The sequence below is a fragment of the Streptomyces sp. a15 genome (assembly GCF_059026085.1).
In genome coordinates, this window is sequence record NZ_JBWLKM010000005.1 from 84,245 (window position 1) to 103,284 (window position 19,040).

The 19,040-nt window shown below is 70.1% G+C and carries 15 protein-coding genes; 6 read left to right on the forward strand and 9 right to left on the reverse strand.

The window, feature by feature from the left end:
* Positions 1-20: 20 nt before the first annotated feature.
* The 4 genes from AC5P09_RS07870 to AC5P09_RS07885 form a co-directional block, all read right to left on the reverse strand.
* Positions 21-1,775 carry an NAD+ synthase gene (locus AC5P09_RS07870; RefSeq protein ID WP_493873114.1) on the reverse strand — a complete coding sequence of 585 codons (1,755 nt, stop codon included), beginning with the start codon at positions 1,773-1,775 and terminating at the stop codon, positions 21-23.
* A 137-nt stretch (positions 1,776-1,912) separates the two neighbouring features.
* Positions 1,913-3,853: a S53 family peptidase gene (locus AC5P09_RS07875; RefSeq protein WP_493873115.1), complete on the reverse strand. Its 1,941-nt coding sequence runs from the start codon at positions 3,851-3,853 to the stop codon at positions 1,913-1,915.
* A gap of 138 nt (positions 3,854-3,991) precedes the next feature.
* Complete coding sequence (locus AC5P09_RS07880) at positions 3,992-4,594, reverse strand: DUF305 domain-containing protein (protein WP_493873116.1); 603 nt, start codon at positions 4,592-4,594, stop codon at positions 3,992-3,994.
* An 11-nt stretch (positions 4,595-4,605) separates the two neighbouring features.
* On the reverse strand, positions 4,606-5,268 hold the full coding sequence (locus tag AC5P09_RS07885; protein WP_493873117.1) for a thioredoxin-like domain-containing protein: 663 nt from the start codon (positions 5,266-5,268) through the stop codon (positions 4,606-4,608).
* Positions 5,269-5,633: 365 nt separating this feature from the next.
* On the opposite strand from AC5P09_RS07885, the gene AC5P09_RS07890 reads away from it, so the two are divergent.
* A complete protein-coding gene (locus tag AC5P09_RS07890; protein ID WP_493873118.1) occupies positions 5,634-6,995 on the forward strand; it encodes a glutamine synthetase family protein in 1,362 nt (453 codons plus the stop codon).
* A gap of 43 nt (positions 6,996-7,038) precedes the next feature.
* Here the strand turns inward: AC5P09_RS07890 and AC5P09_RS07895 are convergent, their stop codons facing one another.
* A complete protein-coding gene (locus AC5P09_RS07895) occupies positions 7,039-7,479 on the reverse strand; it encodes a VOC family protein (RefSeq protein WP_493873119.1) in 441 nt (146 codons plus the stop codon).
* Positions 7,480-7,512: 33 nt separating this feature from the next.
* Positions 7,513-8,037 (reverse strand): pyridoxamine 5'-phosphate oxidase family protein, encoded by a 525-nt coding sequence (locus AC5P09_RS07900; RefSeq protein WP_493873120.1) that lies wholly within the window; start codon positions 8,035-8,037, stop codon positions 7,513-7,515.
* A gap of 158 nt (positions 8,038-8,195) precedes the next feature.
* Here AC5P09_RS07900 and AC5P09_RS07905 point away from each other — a divergent pair, with 158 nt between their 5' ends.
* A complete protein-coding gene (locus AC5P09_RS07905; RefSeq protein ID WP_493873121.1) occupies positions 8,196-11,228 on the forward strand; it encodes a bifunctional [glutamine synthetase] adenylyltransferase/[glutamine synthetase]-adenylyl-L-tyrosine phosphorylase in 3,033 nt (1,010 codons plus the stop codon).
* Here the strand turns inward: AC5P09_RS07905 and AC5P09_RS07910 are convergent.
* A complete protein-coding gene (locus AC5P09_RS07910; protein WP_493873122.1) occupies positions 11,216-12,124 on the reverse strand; it encodes a DMT family transporter in 909 nt (302 codons plus the stop codon). The genes AC5P09_RS07905 and AC5P09_RS07910 overlap by 13 nt on opposite strands.
* 71 nt (positions 12,125-12,195) lie before the next feature.
* Between AC5P09_RS07910 and AC5P09_RS07915 the strand changes: the two genes are divergently transcribed.
* Entirely contained in the window at positions 12,196-13,080 is an 885-nt protein-coding gene (locus AC5P09_RS07915) for a LysR family transcriptional regulator (RefSeq protein WP_493873123.1), read from the forward strand.
* Here AC5P09_RS07915 and AC5P09_RS07920 read toward each other — a convergent pair.
* Together AC5P09_RS07920 and AC5P09_RS07925 are read right to left on the reverse strand one after the other, a co-directional pair.
* Entirely contained in the window at positions 13,077-13,943 is an 867-nt protein-coding gene (locus tag AC5P09_RS07920) for a phosphatase PAP2 family protein (protein ID WP_493873124.1), read from the reverse strand. The two genes, AC5P09_RS07915 and AC5P09_RS07920, sit on opposite strands and share 4 nt — an antisense overlap.
* Positions 13,944-14,116: 173 nt before the next feature.
* Complete coding sequence (locus AC5P09_RS07925) at positions 14,117-15,151, reverse strand: LacI family DNA-binding transcriptional regulator (protein ID WP_266440557.1); 1,035 nt, start codon at positions 15,149-15,151, stop codon at positions 14,117-14,119.
* A gap of 382 nt (positions 15,152-15,533) precedes the next feature.
* Between AC5P09_RS07925 and AC5P09_RS07930 the strand changes: the two genes are divergently transcribed.
* From AC5P09_RS07930 to AC5P09_RS07940, 3 genes are all read left to right on the forward strand, one after another.
* Positions 15,534-16,802: an extracellular solute-binding protein gene (locus AC5P09_RS07930; RefSeq protein ID WP_493873125.1), complete on the forward strand. Its 1,269-nt coding sequence runs from the start codon at positions 15,534-15,536 to the stop codon at positions 16,800-16,802.
* 139 nt (positions 16,803-16,941) lie between these two features.
* Positions 16,942-17,946, forward strand: coding sequence for a carbohydrate ABC transporter permease (locus tag AC5P09_RS07935; protein WP_493873126.1), 1,005 nt, complete (start codon positions 16,942-16,944; stop codon positions 17,944-17,946).
* Positions 17,947-17,959: 13 nt separating this feature from the next.
* The gene (locus AC5P09_RS07940; RefSeq protein WP_493873127.1) at positions 17,960-18,871 is read left to right on the forward strand and encodes a sugar ABC transporter permease; all 912 of its coding nucleotides are present in this window, start codon (positions 17,960-17,962) and stop codon (positions 18,869-18,871) included.
* Positions 18,872-19,040 lie beyond the last annotated feature (169 nt).

Genomic DNA, 19,040 nt, shown 5'->3' on the forward strand with positions numbered 1-19,040 from the left:
GGCCCGCGCGGGCGCGACGACTACACCGACTCCCGCCAGCCGTTCGTGATCGGCAGCCGGCGGTCCTTGCCGAACCCCTTCGCCGAGATCTTCGTACCCGGCGGGTACTGCCGCCGCTTGTACTCCGCCGTGTCGACCATCCGCAGTGTCTTCACGACCAGCTCCCGGTCGTACCCGGCGGCGATGATCGCGTCGGCGCCCTGGTCCCGGTCGACGTACAGCTCGAGGATCCCGTCCAGCACCGGATAGTCCGGCAGGGAGTCCGTGTCGACCTGCCCCGGCCGCAGCTCCGCGCTCGGCGGCTTGGTGATCGAGTTCTCCGGGATCGGCGGGGTCTGGCCCCGCTCGGCCGCGGCCTTGTTGCGCCACTGGGCGAGGCGGAAGATCCACGTCTTGTAGACGTCCTTGATGGGCCCGTACGCGCCCACCGAGTCGCCGTACAGCGTCGAATACCCCACCGCCAGCTCCGACTTGTTGCCGGGCGCGAGGACGATGTGGCCCTCCTGGTTGGAGATCGCCATCAGCATCGTGCCGCGCAGACGGGACTGGAGGTTCTCCTCCGCCAGCCCGGTCAGGCCCAGCGAACCCATGTACGCGTCGAACATCGGCTCGATCGGCACGGTACGGAAGTTCAGCCCGGTCCGCCGGGCCATCTCCGCCGCGTCCCCCTTCGAGTGCTCGGAGGAGTACTTCGAGGGCATCGACACGCCGTACACGTTCTGGGCGCCCACCGCGTCGCACGCGATCGCCGCGACCAGCGCCGAGTCGATACCGCCGGACATGCCGATCAGGACCGAGCTGAAGCCGTTCTTCGCGACGTACGCCCGCAGGCCCACGACCAGCGCCGAGTAGACCTCCTCGGCGTCGTCGAGACGGTCCGCGTAGGCCCCGGCGAGCTCGGGCTGGTACGCCGGCAGCGGGTCCTCGGACAGGACGACCCGGTCGATGCGCAGACCGTCGTCCACGACACCCGTCGGCGCGTCCACCGAGGCGGCCGGCAGGTCGAGGTCCAGCACCACACACCCCTCGGAGAACTGCGGCGCCCGCGCGACGACCTCGCCGTCCTTGTCGACGACGATCGAGTCGCCGTCGAAGACCAGCTCGTCCTGCCCGCCCATCATGGCGAGGTAGGCGGTGGTGCAGCCCGCCTCCTGGGCGCGCTTGCGGACCAGTTCCAGCCGGGTGTCGTCCTTGTCGCGCTCGTACGGCGAGGCGTTGATGGACAGCAGCAGCCCGGCCTCGGCGGAGCGCGCCGCCGGCACGCGGCCGCCGTCCTGCCAGAGGTCCTCGCAGATGGCGAGGGCCACGTCGATGCCGTGCACGCGCACGACCGGCATGGTGTCGCCGGGCATGAAGTAGCGGAACTCGTCGAAGACGCCGTAGTTCGGCAGGTGGTGCTTGGCGTAGGTCAGGACCACCTCGCCGCGGTGCAGCACCGCTCCCGCGTTGCGGGGCGCGCCGGGCGGCTGGCCGAACTTCGGCTGCGCGGACTCGGACCGGTCGAGGTAGCCGACGACCACCGGAAGCTCCCCGAAGCCCTCCTCGGCGAGCCGTGCGGCGAGCTCGCGCAGGGCCGCGCGGGACGCCTCCACGAAGGACGAGCGCAGGGCGAGGTCCTCGACGGGATACCCGGTCAGCGCCATCTCCGGGAACGCCACCAGGTGCGCTCCCTGCTCGGCGGAGTGCCGGGTCCAGCGGAGGATCGTCTCGGTGTTCCCGGCGAGGTCACCGACGCGTGAGTCGATCTGGTTCAGGGCGAGACGTAGTTGAGGCACGGGCCCAGTGTAATCGTCAGTGCGACGCGATGGGGTGGCGCGAAGTGTGGGCCACTTCACGACCACCCCATCCCGTACCGCTGGATCAGAGAGATCCCGTACTGCCGGATCAGAGAGATCCCGTTCCGCTCACCGGATCAGCGACGCCGGTACGACTCCACATAGCCGCCCGCCGGCGTACCCACGCCGGTGACGTCGTCGTAGCCCTTCACGGCCTTGAGCGAGCTGTCCGCGCCGAGGGTGCGCACGGAGGTGAGAAGGCCCTGCGACGCGTCGTAGCTGTTGGTGTAGTCGACGCGGGCCACCGCGAGGCCGGAGCCCGTGGGGTTGTCCGTGACGTCGTGGTACGCCTTCGTCCCGTACTTCGCGTAGATCGACGGGTTGGCGAAACCGATCGCCTTGCCGCCGCGCGCCTGCTGGGCGAGGGCCTGTACGGCCGCGATGACCGGCGAGGCCAGCGAGGTGCCGCCGATGCGGTACTCGCTGTACTGCTGCGACCCGTCCGGGAAGGTCTGCGTCTGGCCGACCTTGAAGCCGGTGTTCGGGTCGGCGATCGCCGAGATGTCCGGGACCACGCGGTTGCCGGCGGCGCTGTTGGCCGTGGCGAGCGCGCCGGGGACGACACCCTGCTGGTAGAAGGGCTCGGCGACCGTCGCGCTGGTGCCGCCGCCCGCGCCCGAGGTGAACGCGCCGGGGAAGTCCGTCCAGCTCTTGCCGTCCGCGGACAGCATGGCCTTCTCGGTGCCCCAGCCGGTCTCCCACAGGTACTTGTCGCCCTTGCCGACCGCCAGCGAGGTGCCGCCGACCGCCGTCACCCACGCCGAGTTGGCCGGGGAGTCGACCTGCTTCGTCCCGGTGTTCGCGGCCTCGTCGCCGTTGTCGCCGGAGGAGAAGTAGAAGCCGATGCCCTCGACCGCGCCGAACTGGAAGACCTGGTCGTAGGCGGCCTGGAGGTCGGGCGTCTCGGCGGACTCGATGCTGCCCCACGAGTTGGACACGATGTCGGCCAGGTGCCCGTCGACGACCTTGCTCAGCGAGTCGAGCAGATCGTCGTCGTAGCAGGACGCGCCGCCGACGTACGTGATGTCCGCGGCGGGCGCGACCGCGTGCACGGCCTCGACGTCGAGGGTCTCCTCGCCGTACCAGCCGGCCGCCCCGCACTCGTCGGTGTGGGCGTACTTCTTGGGCAGGACCTGGCTCAGCTGTCCGCCCGTGTAGGCCGCGTCGCCGTGCTTCTTCGCGTAGGTGGCCGCGTCGTAGGCGATGGTCGGGGAGGCGTACGCGTCGGTGATGGCGACCCGTGCCCCCTTGCCCGTGTAGCTGCCCGCGCCGTACGCGGCCCGCAGCTGCTTGCCGGTGTAACCCTCGACGGCGTACGGGATCTTCCCGCCGTACGCGTCCGGCAGCGTGCTCGCCACGTTGGAGCCGTAGTACGAGGAGAACGGCCCGGCGTTCTTGAACACCGCGTCCGGCGGCGGCAGCGTGTCGCTGTGGCTCGCCAGGTGCGGGGCGTTGTCCAGGCCGGTGACGGTCAGGACGGCACCGTTCAGACTGTCCGGCGCGGAGGCCGTCTTCGCGGGCGCGCGGTAGGTCTTGGCACCCTTGGCGTAGTTGTGCAGTTGGGTGCCGAAGGCCTGTTCGGCGGCGGACACGTCACCGGAGACGGACACGTAGTGCTGCGTGACGCCCGTGACCTTGAGACCGGCGGACGTCAGCCAGGACCTGACCGCCGCCACCTGGGCCTCGGTCGCGCCGTAGCGGTCCTGTGCCGCTCGCGTGCTCAGGTACTTGCCGTACGAGGCGGAGGACGGGTCGGACACGGCCTTCGCGTACGCGGCGAGGCCGGCGGCGTCCCGGCCGGCGAGATAGACCCGGGCCGAGACCGCGCTGCTGTCGGCGGTCGCGCCCTTGTCGGCCTTGGCCGTGGCCCACGCGGGCTTGGTCCCGGCCAGCGTGTCCCGGCCCGGATTGTCCACGGCGTGTGCCGCGGGTATGCCGAGCGCCAGCGCGCCCGCGAGCATCGGCAGTGTCGCCGCCATGCTCACCCCGGCGCGCACCTTGGCGCGGTTGGATCTCATGGAGCCCCCTGTGCGGTTCGTCGCGAGTGGATCACTCGACGGTGGCCACTCTCGCGACGAACCGTTCACGCCAGGGGAATACGCGTGCCAAGAAGAGCCCAATTAACGCAATGACAAAGCCATTTGAGGATTGCCGCGCTACGAACGCGGCTCGGCGCCCCGCTCCTCGAGCAGGTCCGTCATCAGGCCGATCTCCGACTCCTGCGCATTGACCATGCCCTGCGCGAGCCGCTTCTCCACGCCGACCGTGCACCGGTCCACACAGCCCTCGGCCATGTGGACCCCGCCCTTGTGATGGTCCGTCATCAGCTGGAGATAGAAGACCTCGGCCTGCTTGCCGTTCAGCGTGCCCAGCTTCTTCAGCTCGGTGTTGGTCGCCATGCCCGGCATCAGCGACCCGTCCTTGCCGGAGGCCATGGCGCCCATGCCCATCCAGGTCATCGGCGGGTCCGCCGACACCTTCGGCAGCCCCCACAGGTCGAGCCAGCCCAGCATCATGCCGCGCTGGTTGGCCTGCGTCTGCGCGATGTCGTACGCGAGGCGCCGCACGTCCTCGTCGTCGGTGCGGTCGCGCACGATGTACGACATCTCGACGGCCTGCTGATGGTGCACCGCCATGTCCCGCGCGAACCCGGCGTCCGCGGAGTCGGCGGTGGGCACCGTGCTCGAACCCTCGTCCTCGGCGACGGCGTAACTGATGGCGCCGGCCGCGACGAGCACGCCCGCCACGGCGACGGCCACGGACGCGGACCTCACTTCGACAGACCGCCCGTGCACGCCGCGCCCGGCTCGGGCGTCTGCTCGCCCTGCACGAACTTCTCGAAGAACTTGGCGACGTTCGGGTCGTCGGCACTCGTCACCGTGCGCTGGTGCCCCCACGCGGAGAGCATGATCGGGTCGGCCTGCTTCTCGTCCGGGCTCATCAGCGTGTACGGCGTGCTCTTCACCTTCGCCGCCAGCGCCTCCACGTCCGCCTTGGCGGCCTTGCTGGTGTACGTCACCCAGACCGCCCCGTGCTCCAGGGAGTGCACGGCGTTCACGTTGTTGATCGCCTCGGTGTACACGTCGCCGTTGCAGTTCATCCAGACCTGGTTGTGGTCACCGCCGACCGGCGGCTCCATCGGATACTTCACATCCTTGGTGACGTGGGTCTGGCTCAGCTTGGTGTCCCAGGTCTTCACCCCGTCCGCGCCGGTGACGAACTTCCCCGTGGTCTTCCCGTCGGCCGCCGTGCTGTCGTCGTCGGACTGCGAGTTCACCAGGACCACCCCGCCGACCACCAGGCCGGTGACGACCACCACACTGGCGGCGATGGTGAGGATCCGGTTGCGGCGGTCACGGGACTGCTCGGCGCGCCGCATCTCCTCTATCCGGGCCTTGCGGGCGGCGCTGCTGCTGTTCTTGGCGGAGCCCATGCGTGTGTCCTTCTGGGGAAAGGGAGCCGGTCGGGTCCGCTGATGGTAATCGGGGAGGAGTGGACTCTCGTAGGGAGGGCACAGGAATGGCCGAAGATCGGGTACCCGGGGAGGATCGGGTACCGGGGGACCCGGCCCCCGGGAGGTTCCGGACCTCCCGGCATTACGTATACGGGTCCGAGCAGGCAAGATGGGCGGGAGAGCGGTACACCCGCCCTACGTGAGGCGTTCACTCCTGGGTCGGCCGGACGATCAAGGCACGCAACGCGCATGAAATGGTGTTGTGGTGGGATGCTCGGGTGCCCGACCGCCTCCTGTGGTACGGGAGACAGGCGGCCTGACCAGCAAGGATGGGGAAGCGGAAGATGGACAAGCAGCAGGAGTTCGTGCTCCGGACGTTGGAGGAGCGTGACATCCGGTTCGTACGCCTGTGGTTCACGGACGTGCTGGGCTTCCTCAAGTCCGTGGCCGTGGCCCCGGCCGAACTGGAGCAGGCCTTCGACGAGGGCATCGGCTTCGACGGCTCCGCGATCGAGGGTTTCGCCCGGGTCTACGAGTCCGACATGATCGCCAAGCCCGACCCGTCGACATTCCAGGTCCTGCCGTGGCGTGCGGAGGCCCCCGGCACGGCCCGCATGTTCTGCGACATCCTGATGCCGGACGGCTCCCCGTCGTTCGCGGACCCGCGGTACGTGCTCAAGCGCGCCCTGGCCCGCACCTCCGACCTGGGCTTCACCTTCTACACCCACCCGGAGATCGAGTTCTTCCTGCTGAAGGACAAGCCGCTGGACGGCACCCGGCCGACTCCGGCCGACAACTCCGGGTACTTCGACCACACCCCGCAGAACATCGGCATGGACTTCCGCCGCCAGGCGATCACCATGCTGGAGTCGATGGGCATCTCGGTCGAGTTCTCCCACCACGAGGGCGCCCCGGGCCAGCAGGAGATCGACCTGCGCTACGCCGACGCGCTCTCCACGGCGGACAACATCATGACGTTCCGCCTGGTCATGAAGCAGGTGGCGCTGGAGCAGGGCGTCCAGGCGACCTTCATGCCGAAGCCGTTCTCCGAGCACCCCGGCAGCGGGATGCACACGCACCTGTCCCTCTTCGAGGGCGACCGCAACGCCTTCTACGAGTCGGGTGCGGAGTACCAGCTCTCCAAGGTCGGCCGTTCCTTCATCGCGGGCCTGCTCAAGCACGCGGCGGAGATCGCGGCGGTCACCAACCAGTGGGTGAACTCGTACAAGCGCATCTGGGGCGGCTCGGAGCGCACGGCGGGCGCCGGCGGCGAGGCCCCCTCCTACATCTGCTGGGGCCACAACAACCGCTCGGCCCTGGTCCGCGTCCCGATGTACAAGCCCGGCAAGACCGGCTCGGCCCGCATCGAGGTCCGCTCCATCGACTCCGGTGCCAACCCGTACCTGGCGTACGCGATGCTCCTGGCCGCCGGCCTCAAGGGCATCGAGGAGGGCTACGAGCTCCCGCCGGGCGCCGAGGACGACGTCTGGGCCCTCTCCGACGCCGAGCGCCGCGCGATGGGCATCGAGCCGCTCCCCCAGAACCTGGGCGAGGCGCTGACGCTGATGGAGCGCAGCGACCTGGTCGCCGAGACGCTGGGCGAGCACGTGTTCGACTTCTTCCTGCGCAACAAGAAGTCGGAGTGGGAGGAGTACCGCAGCGAGGTCACGGCCTTCGAGCTGCGGAAGAACCTGCCGGTGCTGTAGGCAATCGCCGTGGGGCGCGGGGTCACCGCGCCCCTTGGCGGCGTTACTGTCCCGCCAGTTTCGCCAGTACCTGGTGCAGCGGCTCCGTCACCCGGCGCCGGTACTCCTGGACCGCCCAGCCGTTGCCGTCCGGGTCCTGGAAGTACATGAAGGTCGCGCCGTCGTCGGGCGTGTACTGGACCGGCTCGGAGACCTCCAGGCCGCGTTCGACCAGCTCGGCGTGGGCCGCCTTGATGTCGCTCACGCAGAGCTGCAGGCCCTGGTAGGAGCCGGGTGCCGGGCGCTGCCCCTGGACCATCTCCCAGATGCTGTCGCCGAGGGCGATCGAGCAGCCGGAGCCCGGAGGGGTCAGCTGGACGATCCGCATGCCCGGCATGACCTCCTGGTCGATGTCCACGTGGAAACCGACCTTGTCCCGGTAGAAGTCCCGGGCCCGGTCGATGTCGGTCACGGGCAGCGGGAACACTTCGAGGGTGAAGTCCATCGATGGTTCTCCAAGTCGCCGTTGACGGGAGTGTCAGACGAACCGCCAGCGCGTCTGGCTGAACGGCTCCCCCTTACCGAAGCCGAAAACGGTGTGGGGCGCCACCGCGAAGACGACGGCGTGTCCAGGACCGTGGTGGAAATACCCCTCCTGTACCTCGAAGCGCCAGAATTCGCCGTACTTCGTCTCCCACGCGGCGGCCAGCTCGCGCAGCCTGCCGTCGTCGGACACGCGCACCGCCTCGCCCTCCACCACCAGGTCGTAGCCCTTGTCCCAGATGTTGGTACCGGTCGTCAGCACGACGTGCGGATTGCGCGCGAGGTTCTTCGCCTTGCGCTCGTCGGGCCCGGTGCAGAAGTGCAGCGCGCCGTGCGCCCACACCGCGGGCAGCGGTGTCACATGCGGCCGCCCGTCCGGCCGTACCGTCGAGATCCAGAACAGCTCCGCCGCGGACAGCAGTGCCTCGGCGTCGGGCCAGGGGATCGCGGTGGCGGCCTCGTCGCTGTAGCGGGGGTCGAGCCGGGCCTCGGGTGCCCGCTCGGTTTCCTTGTCGGTCATGGCGGCCCTCCAGACATGTCTCACCACAGACCTTCCCCGCCCGCACCGGTACAGACCCCACCTGCCGCCCCGACTCGTCGCCGCCCGCCCCGGAGCTTCTCCCAGGCTCTCCGGTTAGGCTCGGCCCCGTACGACCTTGATCCGACAGGAGGCCGGACATGACGGCGCCGGGGCGCAGGAGCAGTACCTTCACGCGGCTGCTGCGGCACGGCTTCACCGATCCCTCCGCCGCCGAGCGGCTCCTGGACAGCGTGGAGCTCGCGCATGTGCGGGACGACCCGGTCCTGCTGGAGGCGCTGGGTGCGACCGCCGACCCGGACCTGGCCCTGCACGGTCTCGTGCGGCTGCTGGAGGCGCAGCCCGCACCCACCGCCCGCCGGGAACTGCTCGACACGGTGATAGCGGCCAAGCCGCTGCGCGACCGGCTGCTCGGGGTGCTCGGCGCCTCCGCCGCGCTCGCCGACCATCTCGCCCGGCACCCGAGCGACTGGCACGCCCTCGTCATGTACGAGCCGCGGGATCTGCATCCCGGGGTGGAGGAGTTCGAGCGGGGACTGGCCGAGGCGGCCGACCCGGTCGCCCTGCGCGTCGCCTACCGCCGCTGCCTGCTGTCCATCGCCGCCCGGGACGTGTGCGGCACCACCGACCTGGCGGAGACCGCCGCCGAACTCGCCGACCTCGCCACCGCCACCCTGCGCGCCGCGCTCGCCATCGCCCGCGCGGCGGCGCCCGACGACGCGGCGCTGTGCCGGCTCGCCGTCATCGCGATGGGCAAGTGCGGCGGCCACGAGCTGAACTACGTCTCGGACGTCGACGTCATCTTCGTCGGCGAGGCCGCCGAGGGCGCCGACGAGGGCAAGGCCGTCAGGGCCGCCACCAAGCTCGCCTCGCACCTGATGCGGATCTGCTCGGAGACCACCGTCGAGGGATCGATCTGGCCCGTGGACGCCAATCTGCGGCCCGAGGGCAGAAACGGTCCGCTGGTGCGCACGCTCTCCAGCCACCTCGCCTACTACCAGCGCTGGGCCAAGACCTGGGAGTTCCAGGCCCTGCTCAAGGCCCGCCCGGTGGCCGGCGACATCGAGCTCGGCGAGGAGTACGTCGCCGCCCTCGAACCCCTCGTCTGGAAGGCCGCCGAGCGCGACAACTTCGTCGCCGACGTGCAGAAGATGCGCCGCCGCGTCGTGGAGAACATCCCCGTCGCCGAGATCGAACGCGAGCTGAAGCTCGGCCCCGGCGGCCTGAGGGACGTCGAATTCGCCGTCCAGCTCCTCCAGCTGGTGCACGGACGGGCCGACGTCTCGCTCCGCAGCGGCACCACGCTCAAGGCCCTACAGGCCCTGGCCACCGGCGGCTACGTCGGCCGCGCCGACGCCGTCCAGCTCGACGACGCCTACCGCTTCCTGCGCTCCATGGAGCACCGCATCCAGCTCTACCGGCTGCGCCGCACCCACCTCGTCCCCGAGGACGAGGCCGACCTGCGGCGCCTGGGCCGCTCGCTCGGTCTGCGCGCCGACCCGGTCGCGGAGCTGACCCGCGAGTGGAAACGGCACACCAGTGTCGTACGACGGCTGCACGAGAAGCTCTTCTACCGCCCCCTGCTCGACGCGGTCGCCCAACTCGCCCCAGGCGAGACCCGGTTGAGCCCCGAAGCGGCCCGCGAACGGCTGGTCGCGCTCGGGTACAAGGACCCGGCGGCGGCGCTGCGGCACCTGGAGGCGCTGGCGTCCGGGGTCACCCGCAAGGCGGCCATCCAGCGCACGCTCCTGCCGGTCCTGCTCGGCTGGTTCGCCGACTCGGCCGACCCGGACGCGGGGCTGCTCAACTTCCGCAAGGTGTCGGACGCGCTCGGCAGGACCCCCTGGTACCTGCGGCTGCTGAGGGACGAGGGCGCCGCCGCCGAGAACCTCGCCCGGGTCCTGTCCGCCGGCCGCCTCGCCCCCGACCTGCTGATGCGCGCGCCCGAGGCCGTCGCCCTGCTCGGGGACGGCGCCGCGGGCGGCCTGGAGCCGCGCGACCGGGCGGCCCTGGAGCAGGAGATCCTCGCCGCGGTGGGCCGCGCGGACGGCGCCGTGCAGGCGGTCACCTTCGCGCGCGGTGTCCGACGCCGCGAGCTGTTCCGTACGGCCGCCGCGGACATCGTCGGCTCCTACGGCACCGAGTCCCAGCCGGTCGAGGCAGACCAGGGCGCCCTCGTGGACCGGGTCGGCGGCGCGGTGTCCGACCTGACGGCGGCCACCCTCTCGGGGACGCTGCGCGCGGTGGTCCGATGGGGGTCCCCCCGCTCGAACGAAGTTGAGAGTGGGGGAGGCTGGGGGGACACCCTGCCCACGCGGTTCGCCGTCATAGGCATGGGCCGCTTCGGCGGCCACGAACTCGGCTACGGCTCCGACGCCGACGTCCTCTTCGTGCACGAGCCGCGCGACGGCGTCGACGAACGCGAGGCCTCCCAGGCGGCCAACAAGGTCGTCTCCGAGATGCGCCGCCTCCTCCAGATCCCCAGCGCCGACCCGCCCCTGCTGATCGACGCCGACCTGCGGCCGGAGGGCAAGTCCGGCCCGCTCGTACGGACGTTGAACTCCTACGAGGCCTACTACCGCCGCTGGTCCCTCGGCTGGGAGTCGCAGGCCCTGCTGCGGGCCGAACCGGTCGCCGGGGACGAGGAGTTGGGCGGCCGCTTCATCGAGCTGATCGATCCGCTGCGCTATCCGGCGGCCGGCCTCGGCCACGACGCCGTACGCGAGATCCGGCGCCTGAAGGCCCGGATGGAGTCCGAGCGGATGCCGCGCGGCGCCGACCCGAAGCTGCACACCAAGCTCGGGCCCGGCGGCCTGTCCGACGTCGAGTGGACGGTGCAGCTCATCCAGATGCGGCACGGCGCGCGGGTGGCGGGCCTGCGCACGACCCGCACCCGCGCCGCCCTCGCCGCCGCCCGCACGGCCGGCCTCCTCTCCGACGAGGACGCCGGCACCCTCGACGAGGCCTGGGTCCTGGCCACCCGCGTACGCAACGCCGTGATGCTCGTACGCGGCCGCGCCGGTGACACCTTCCCCTCGGACGCCCGCGAACTGGGCGCGGTGGGGCGGTACCTGGGCTACGGCCCCGGGCACGTCGGCGACATGCTCGACGACTACCGGCGTACGGCACGACGGGCGCGGGGCGTGGTGGACGAGCTGTTCTACGGGGCGTAGGCCTTCGGGGCCGGGACACTCGCCACTGTCCCGGCCGCCCGCCGCCCGCGGGTGAGCGCCACCCCCACCAGCACGACCGCCATTCCGGCGAGCACCCGCGGTCCCACGTTCTCGTCCAGGAGCAGCGCGCCCAGTGACACCGATACGACGGGCAGCAGATAGCCGACCGTCGCGGCCGTCGTCGGACCCTCGTCGGCGATCAGCCGGTAGTTGAGGTAGAAGGTGACGCCTGTGCCGAGGACCCCGAGTGCGGTGATCGCGAGCAGTCCGGTGAGGTCGGTGTCGAGGGGGCCCGCGGCCGGGAGGGCCAGGGCGCTCCAGGCCGTCGCCGTGAGGAGCTGGGCCGCGGAGACGGCGAGCGGATCCCGGCCGGCGGTGAGCTTGCGGGCCATGTAGGCGAACGCCACGGCGTAGCTCACGGCGGCGGCCAGCAGCGCCAGGGCGCCCCAGCTCAGCAGCCCGGACCGGTGCCAGGGCGCGAAGATCAGCAGCGTCCCGGCGAATCCGAGGGACAGGCCGGTCAGGCGTACGGGGCGCAGGGCCCGGTCGGTGCCGAGGAGCAGGCCGATCAGGAGTGCCCACAGCGGGGTGGTGGCGTTCAGGACGCCCGCGACACCGGAGTCGACGGTCTGTTCGCCGACGCTGAACAGGGCGAAGGGCAGCGCGTTGCAGAAGAAGGCGGCGACGACCAGGTGCTTCCAGGTCGAGCGGGACCGCGGCAGGCGCTGGCCCGCCGAGCGGGCGAGCAGGAGCAGGACCGCCGCACCGAGGGCGCACCGGGCGATGGTGATCTGGGCGGGGGACAGGCCGTGGTTCAGGGCGACTTTGATCCACAGGAAGCCGGAGCCCCACAGGAGGGCGAGCACGGCCATGCGGACGGTGGAGGAGCGCTGCATGCCCCCACGGTCCGCCCACGGAAGCGTGAGGACAAGTGAAGTATTGTGCATGCACCGTTAAGCTGTCCTGCATGTTGGATGTAAGGCGTATGCAGGTGCTGCGGTCCGTCGTGGCCTGCGGATCGGTGACCGCGGCGGCCGCGCGGCTCGGCTACACGCCGTCCGCGGTCAGTCAGCAGGTCGCCGCGCTGGAGAAGGAGGCCGGGGCCGAGCTCCTCGAGCGGGTCGGGCGCGGGGTGCGGCCCACGGCGGCCGGGCTGCTGCTCACGGAGTACGCGGACACGATCGGCCGGCAGGTCGCCGAGGCGGAGACCGCGCTCGCCGACCTGCTGGCGGGGCGCACGGGCCGGCTGTCGGTGCGGTACTTCGCGACGGCCGGTGCCTCGCTGGTCGCCCCGGCGGTGGCACGGCTGCGGGCCGACCATCCCGGCGTACAGGTCGAGCTGAGGCTGACCGACCCCGAGGACCCGCTGCCGGACGTGCGGGAGGGGCGGGCGGACCTGGCGCTGGTGGTGGGGGAGGGGGCCGGGAGCGACGGCGTACGACTGCTGCACCTGCTGGACGATCCCTACCTCGCCGTCCTCCCCAGGGGGCACCGGCTCGCGGCGCGGCGGTCCGTGGCGCTCACCGAGCTGGCCGAGGAGCCCTGGGTCGGCAGCGAGTGGCCCGGACCGTGCCTGGACGCACAGCTCCACGCCTGCGAGGCCGCCGGGTTCCGGCCGCGGTTCGTGGTCGAGAGCGAGGACTACGTGACCGCGCAGGGCTTCGTGGCGGCGGGCCTGGGAGTCAGCCTGATCCCACGGCTGGGCCTGGGCGGCCGCCATCCCGACGTGGTCGTACGCCCGGTGCGGCGCCCGGAACCGGTGCGCAGCATCCACGCGGCGGTACGGGAGACGGCCCCGCCGCAGCCGGCCCTGGAGGCGTTCATCGGGGCGCTGCGGGAGGCGGCGGGCTAAGAGCCTGCCCAGGCCTTCTTCGGCGGCAAGGGCCCGCCGCGGGCCGGCACCAGCTTCGGCAGCGTGTACGGCAGCGCCCCGTACCAGACCCGCGCCACCGTGAAGCCGAAGGCGAGACACGCCATGCCGCCCACCGCGTCGAGCCAGAAGTGGTTGGCGGTGGCGACGATGACCACCAGCGTGGCCGTCGGGTAGAGCAGGCCCAGCACCCGCACCCACGGCACCGACGCCAGCGCGAAGATCGTCAGACCGGACCACAGGGACCAGCCGATGTGCATCGACGGCATCGCGGCGTACTGGTTCGACATGTTCTTCAGGTCGCCCGAGGCCATCGAGCCCCACGTCTGGTGGACCATGACGGTGTCGACGAAGTCGCCGCCGTTCATCAGCCGCGGCGGGGCGAGCGGATACAGGTAGTAACCGACCAGGGCCACACCGGTGGTCGCGAAGAGCACGAGGCGGGTCGCGGCGTAGCGGCCGGGATGCCTGCGGTAGAGCCACACGAGCACACCCAGCGTCACCACGAAGTGCAAGGTCGCGTAGTAGTAGTTCATCCCGACGATGAGCCAAGTCACCGAGTTCACGCCATGGTTGACGGACTCCTCGACGGCGATACCGAGCTGGTGCTCGACCTTCCAGATCCAGTCGGCGTTGCGCAGCGCCTCGGACCGCTGCTCCGGGACCGCGTTGCGAATGAGCGAGTACGTCCAGTAACTCACCGCGATCAAGAGGATCTCGAACCAGAAGCGAGGTCGGCGCGGGGTGCGCAGCCGGTGCAGGAGACCCGGCCCGGTCCCGGCCGTGACGGGCTGCGGAACGGCCTCGTCGGGCCCTTCCTGCGTCGTCACGGTCGTCTCAGTCATAGGCACAGAGTCTGCCAGAAAAGCGTTCCCCCGCCGATCATCCCCCGGTCGGGTCCGGGCCGCACCTTCTACGCCCGGAAGACCCCTGAAACCTCCTACCAGCGCACTGCGGAAAGGTCGATTTCTCCACCCTGAGAACGAGCCGCGCCCCGAGCCTCACGAGCCGTGCGACCTCAGTGGCGTCCGCGTTCCCCGGGAGCCGAGGCGGTCGAGCCGCGCACCACCAGTTCCGGCATGAACACGAACTCGCTGTGGGGCGCGGGCGTCCCGCCGATCTCCTCCAGGAGGGTGCGGACCGCTGCCTGTCCCATCGCCGGGACCGGCTTGCGGATCGTCGTCAGCGGCGGGTCGGTGAACGCGATCAGGGGGGAGTCGTCGAAGCCGACGACCGAGATGTCCTTGGGGACGTCCAGGCCGCGCTGCCGGGCCGCCCGTATCGCACCCAGCGCCATCATGTCGCTGGCGCACACCACCGCCGTACAGTCACGCTCCATGAGCGCGGTGGCCGCGGCCTGGCCTCCCTCCAGGGTGTAGAGGGAGTGCTGGACGAACTCCGTCTCGATGGCCTCCGTACCCAGACCCAGCAGGTCCTGCATGGTGCGGACGAAGCCCTCGATCTTGCGCTGCACCGGCACGAACCGCTTGGGACCGAGCGCCAGGCCGATCCGCGTGTGCCCCAGCGACACCAGGTGCGTGACCGCCAGGGTCATCGCCGCCCGGTCGTCGGGGGAGATGAACGGCGCCTGCACCTTCGGCGAGAAGCCGTCCACCAGCACGTACGGCACGCCCTGCGCGCGCAGCTGCTCGTAGCGCTGCATGTCGGCGGAGGTGTCCGCGTGCAGACCGGAGACGAAGATGATGCCGGCCACGCCCCGGTCGACGAGCATCTCCGTCAGCTCGTCCTCCGTGGAACCGCCCGGGGTCTGGGTCGCGAGCACCGGCGTGTAGCCCTGCCGGGTCAGCGCCTGGCCGATGACCTGGGCCAGTGCCGGGAATATCGGGTTCTCCAGCTCCGGGGTTATGAGGCCCACGAGGCCTTCGCTGCGCTGCCGCAGACGCACCGGGCGTTCGTAGCCCAGGACGTCGAGGGCGGCCAGCACGGACTGGCGGGTGGTGGCGGCGACGCCCGGCTTGCCGTTGAGGACGCGGCTGACGGTCGCTTCGCTCACCCCCGCCTGAGCAGCGATGTCGGCAAGCCGTGTGGTCACAGGGGTGGACTGTACCGGCCAGGTCTCGCCTTGCACACCAATCCGGCGCCGTGTGCGACTTGTTGGCCGGCCCGGTCCGGGCTGCTGGGTCATCGCGCTCCCTCGTGAAAGTGATGGCAAGAGCTTGCAGAGTCTTGCACAACCCGTCCCAACTGCTCGACGGCCGCAAATAAGCGTCTCACGGCGGTCGCTCTCGGGTCACGCACGGATAACTTCGGAGCTCTCTTGCACTTTTTTGCTGCAAGGTCTTTCGTACCCGCTTACATCGCTGTTACGTTCGGCGACGCCCGGCGGCGGCAACGGCGCAGTCGGCAAGTCGACAGAGGCGGCAGACGGGGCCGTCCTCTGTGAGCACACGGGCTTTCACCCTCAAGGAGAACTCATGCGGCGTGGCATAGCGGCCACCGCGCTGGTGGCGTCTTTCGCCCTCGCGGCGACGGCCTGCGGCGGAAGTGACGGCGGCGACTCGGCCGACGGTCCGGTCACCATCACCTGGTGGGACACCTCCAACGCCACCAACGAGGCGCCGACGTACCAGGCCCTGATCAAGGAGTTCGAGGCCGCCAACAAGGACGTCAAGGTCAAGTACGTCAACGTGCCCTTCGACCAGGCACAGAACAAGTTCGACACCGCCGCCGGTTCCAAGGGCGCCCCGGACATCCTGCGCTCCGAGGTCGGCTGGACCCCCGCCTTCGCGAAGAAGGGCTACTTCCTGCCGCTGGACGGCACCGAGGCCCTCGCGGACGAGAGCAAGTTCCAGCCCAACCTGATCGAGCAGGCCAAGTACGACGGCAAGACCTACGGCGTGCCGCTGGTCACCGACACCCTCGCGCTGGTCTACAACAAGGAGCTCTTCGAGAAGGCCGGCGTCGAGGCCCCGAAGACCTGGGACGACCTGAAGAAGGCCGCCGCCACGATCAAGGACAAGACCGGCGTCGACGGCTACTGGGGCTCCACCCAGGCCTACTACGCGCAGACCTTCCTCTACGGCGAGGGCACCGACACCGTCGACGCCGCCGCCAAGAAGGTCACCGTCAACTCGGCGCCCGCCAAGAAGGGCTACGAGACCTGGCTGAGCCTGTTCGGCGGCAAGGGCCTGCACAAGGCCGACACCACCGCCGACGCCTACGCCCACATCCAGGAGGCGTTCGTCAGCGGCAAGGTCGCCTCGATCATCCAGGGCCCGTGGGAGATCACCAACTTCTACAAGGGCACCGCCTTCAAGGACAAGAACAACCTCGGCATCGCCACCGTCCCGGCCGGCTCCACCGGCAAGGCGGGCGCCCCGACCGGCGGCCACAACCTCTCGGTGTACGCCGGCTCGGACTCCGCCCACCAGAAGGCGGCCCTGAAGTTCGTCAACTTCATGACCTCCGCGAAGTCCCAGGCGAGCATCGCGCTGAAGAACTCCACCCTGCCGACCCGCGACGACGCCTACACCGCCGAGGTCAAGGCCGACCCGGGCATCGCCGGCTTCCAGGGCGTCCTGCCCGCCGCCCAGCCGCGCCCGGCGCTGCCCGAGTACAGCTCCCTGTGGGGCCCGCTGGACACCGAGCTGCCGCAGATCGCCGGAGGCAAGACATCCCTCGACAAGGGCCTGGGCACCGCCGAGACCGCGATCGCCAAGCTGGTCCCGGACTTCGCCAAGTGACCCCGAGTGGCCGCCGGATCCCCCGCGAACCGGGGGAGGGATCCGGCGGCCACCGGCCTGTGACCGGGCCGTGCAGGCCGGGCAGGCCGAAGATCTTCCAGAAGGTGTCGGAGAAGGTGTCGAAGAAGGTGTCGAACCAATGACAGTCGCCATCGACCGCGCGACCGGCAAGCGCCGCGGTGACCGCGAGCCGAAGTCCGGGCTGGGCCGGCGCCTGCGGCACGGCTATCAGAAGCACTGGTACGCGTACGCGATGATCGCCCCCGTGGTGGTCGTCCTCGGCGTCCTCGTGCTGTACCCCCTGGCGTACGGCCTGTACCTCACGCTCACCGACGCCAACAGCCTCAACACCGCCCGCACGATCGGCGTCAACCACATCGACGCCACCTACAAGTTCATCGGCCTCGACAACTACGCCGACATCCTGTGGGGCGACACGGCATACGACCGCTTCTGGTCGCACTTCATCTGGACGATCGTCTGGACCGCGCTCTGCGTCACCCTGCACTACACGATCGGCCTGGGCCTCGCCCTGCTGCTCAACCTGAAGCTGCGCGGGCGCACCTTCTACCGGCTGGTTCTGATCCTGCCGTGGGCCGTGCCGACCTTCGTCACCGTCTTCGGCTGGCGGTTCATGCTCGCCGACGGCGGGATCATCAACTCCTTCCTGGAGACCCTCCACCTGCCGACACCGCTGTGGCTGGAGGACACCTTCTGGCAGCGGTTCTCCGCGATCATGGTCAACACCTGGTGCGGGGTGCCCTTCATGATGCTGTCGATGCTCGGCGGCCTGCAGTCCATCGACACCTCGCTGTACGAGGCCGCAGAGATGGACGGGGCGAGCGCCTGGCAGAAGTTCCGGTACGTCACCCTGCCGGGCCTGAGGTCCGTCAGCTCCACCGTCGTCCTCCTCGGCATCATCTGGACCTTCAACCAGTTCGCGATCATCTTCCTGCTGTTCGGCAACACCGCCCCCGACGCGCAGATCCTCGTCACCTGGGCCTGGTACCTCGGCTTCGGACAGCAGCCGCGTGACTTCGCGCAGTCGGCGGCCTACGGCATCCTGCTGCTGGCCATCCTGATCGTCTTCACCTCCTTCTACCGCCGCTGGCTGAACCGCAATGACCAGCAGCTCGCGATCTGAGGCAGGAGTCCCCATGAGTACGACCACCGTCGAGACCTCCGCCGCGGCGAACAAGGAGGACTCCATGGCGCCCGCGCCGCGCAAGGCCACCAAGCGCGGCGAGAGCACCCCCGCCGTCCGCCTCGCCTCCCACGGCATCCTGATCACCGCGAGCCTCATCGCGCTCTTCCCGGTCGCTTGGCTGGTGTTCCTGTCCCTCGGCCCGGACAAGGACGACTACCTGCATCCCGGACGCATCTGGGGGAAGATGACGTTCGACAACTACACGTTCGTGCTCCAGGAGACGAAGTTCTTCGACTGGCTGCAGACCACGATGATCGTCACCCTCGGCACCACACTCATCGGTGTGGTCATCTCCGCGACCACCGGTTACGCGGTCTCGCGCATGCGCTTCCCGGGCTACCGGAAGTTCATGTGGGTGCTCCTGGTCACGCAGATGTTCCCGGTGGCCGTACTCATGGTGCCGATGTACCAGATCCTCTCGGAACTGCAGCTCATCGACAGCTACCTTGGGCTCATCCTGGTGTACTGCACGACCACCGTTCCGTACTGCGCATGGCTGATGAAGGGCTATTTCGACACCATCCCGTTCGAGATCGACGAGGCGGGACGGGTCGACGGGCTGACCCCCTTCGGCACGTTCGCGCGACTGATCCTGCCGCTCGCCAAGCCGGGCCTGGCGGTCGCCGCCTTCTACAGCTTCCTCACCGCCTTCGGGGAAGTCGCGTTCGCCGCGACGTTCATGCTGTCCGACACGAAGTACACCTTCGCCGTCGGACTGCAGACCTTCGTCAGCGAACACGACGCGCAGCGCAATCTCATGGCCGCCACCGCGGTGCTGATCGCGATACCCGTCTCCGCGTTCTTCTACTTCGTGCAGAAGAACCTGGTGACCGGACTCACCGCGGGCGGCACGAAGGGCTGACCGTCCTTCGCGAACAGACTCCCGCGCGCTTGACCGCGCGGGCAGGCGGCCGCGGTGTCCATCCGACCCCGCTGTCACCGCGGCCGCCTCACATCCGTTGCCCGGCAGACCCCGAGGCTTCCGTAAATCGCCGAAAACCTGCAAGCCGCACAATTCCAAACGTGACCCG

Bases quoted from the DNA above. Each gene is read 5' to 3' on its own strand.
- AC5P09_RS07875 (WP_493873115.1), bottom strand. From the start codon at position 3,853: ATGAGATCCAACCGCGCCAAGGTGCGCGCCGGGGTGAGCATGGCGGCG.
- AC5P09_RS07885 (WP_493873117.1), bottom strand. From the start codon at position 5,268: ATGGGCTCCGCCAAGAACAGCAGCAGCGCCGCCCGCAAGGCCCGGATA.
- AC5P09_RS07890 (WP_493873118.1), top strand. From the start codon at position 5,634: ATGGACAAGCAGCAGGAGTTCGTGCTCCGGACGTTGGAGGAGCGTGAC.
- AC5P09_RS07895 (WP_493873119.1), bottom strand. From the start codon at position 7,479: ATGGACTTCACCCTCGAAGTGTTCCCGCTGCCCGTGACCGACATCGAC.
- AC5P09_RS07900 (WP_493873120.1), bottom strand. From the start codon at position 8,037: ATGACCGACAAGGAAACCGAGCGGGCACCCGAGGCCCGGCTCGACCCC.
- AC5P09_RS07905 (WP_493873121.1), top strand. From the start codon at position 8,196: ATGACGGCGCCGGGGCGCAGGAGCAGTACCTTCACGCGGCTGCTGCGG.
- AC5P09_RS07910 (WP_493873122.1), bottom strand. From the start codon at position 12,124: ATGCAGCGCTCCTCCACCGTCCGCATGGCCGTGCTCGCCCTCCTGTGG.
- AC5P09_RS07915 (WP_493873123.1), top strand. From the start codon at position 12,196: ATGTTGGATGTAAGGCGTATGCAGGTGCTGCGGTCCGTCGTGGCCTGC.
- AC5P09_RS07920 (WP_493873124.1), bottom strand. From the start codon at position 13,943: ATGACTGAGACGACCGTGACGACGCAGGAAGGGCCCGACGAGGCCGTT.
- AC5P09_RS07930 (WP_493873125.1), top strand. From the start codon at position 15,534: ATGCGGCGTGGCATAGCGGCCACCGCGCTGGTGGCGTCTTTCGCCCTC.
- AC5P09_RS07935 (WP_493873126.1), top strand. From the start codon at position 16,942: ATGACAGTCGCCATCGACCGCGCGACCGGCAAGCGCCGCGGTGACCGC.
- AC5P09_RS07940 (WP_493873127.1), top strand. From the start codon at position 17,960: ATGAGTACGACCACCGTCGAGACCTCCGCCGCGGCGAACAAGGAGGAC.